The organism is Microcoleus sp. D3_18a_C4 (assembly GCF_036702415.1).
GTDB lineage: Bacteria > Cyanobacteriota > Cyanobacteriia > Cyanobacteriales > Microcoleaceae > Microcoleus.
Genome location: NZ_JAUBTI010000239.1, coordinates 1 through 1,192, shown reverse-complemented (window position 1 = coordinate 1,192; position 1,192 = coordinate 1). Strand labels below are relative to the sequence as shown.

Genomic DNA, 1,192 nt, shown 5'->3' with positions numbered 1-1,192 from the left:
TAAGCTGTTCGACATCTAAACTGCATTAACTAAGTTACCTTTATTGTTTATTTTTCGGTTCCATTTCATAATTAGTTCTCCTTCATTTAACAGTTTATGTAACAGTGATTCTAGTTTTTCAATTGATTCAAATAATCTATTAGCAACATATTCCTTGGCAGAATGCCATACTAATTCAACTAAATTATAATCAGGGCTATACTTGGGCAAAAACTCTATGATTAGATTCGGCATCTCTTCGGCTATTTTCTGCAAAGTCGCTGCTTTTTTATGAAAACTAGCGTTGTCCAAAATTATCACAAACTTACAGCCCTTATCTTTAAAGTCTTCTGCTAAATTTCCTTGCAATATCCACTCGGATTTTAAATCTTCATAAAAAGTTTTCAGCACAGCATAAAAATTAGCAGAATTACCAGATGGAATAAAATCTACCCATCTTTTTTTGTCTGAGTATCTCACTCCACCCATAACATTAATACGACCTTTTCGTCGGTCTCCTCTTTTATTACTTCGAGTCCCCTTTTTACACCAGTTTTTTCTTCTGATTACTCTTAAACTAAATCCACTTTCGTCCCAAAACCATACCTGTAATAGGTTTGGAGATTCTTTTTCTATTTTTAAATACTCAGCTAATTTATCTTTAAATAAACCCCTTTCTACGGCATCTTGCTTATCCTTCAAGCTGTATTTAGCCCAAAGGTAAACATACTTTTTTGATTTTAAAATTCTTCTTACTTGGGTACTACTCAGCTCAATTCCCGTCTGCTCTCCTAGATATATTGCAAGTCTAGCGGTTGTCCATCTTCCGAACTCATAACCATATTTTTCAGGGTCTACTTCAACTGTTTCTAAAAGTAAATTAATGTATTTCTCTGTAGCTTTTCGGTAATTACCCTTCATCCTGTTATCTTTAAAACTGTCTAAATTTTCAGGATCACCATGAACGCTCCAATAGGCAACTTTTCTGAGAGAACATCCAATTAGTTCAGCAGTTTGAGCTTGTGTATTTCCATTATTTAGTAATAAAAATATTAACGCTCTTTGTCGAATATCTGGATGCTCATGGTCTTTTAATGCTTGTTGCAGAGTTTCCTTTGTTTCTGAACTGAGGAAGTTTTTAGTAGGCATTGACTTTATCGGAAAATTATCATAGTATACCATACAATATGCGTTTTAGATGCTGAACAGCTTA

Annotated in this window: 1 protein-coding gene; it reads right to left on the bottom strand. The window is 33.7% G+C overall.

Translation table 11 applies throughout. The annotated features are described in order from the left end of the window. Positions 1–15: 15 nt before the first annotated feature. Positions 16–1,128 carry an IS630 family transposase gene (locus tag QUB16_RS33400; RefSeq protein ID WP_333322694.1) on the bottom strand — a complete coding sequence of 371 codons (1,113 nt, stop codon included), beginning with the start codon at positions 1,126–1,128 and terminating at the stop codon, positions 16–18. Positions 1,129–1,192 lie beyond the last annotated feature (64 nt).

Excerpts from the sequence above, each read along its gene's own strand:
- QUB16_RS33400 (WP_333322694.1), bottom strand. The coding sequence starts at position 1,128 with ATGCCTACTAAAAACTTCCTCAGTTCAGAAACAAAGGAAACTCTGCAA.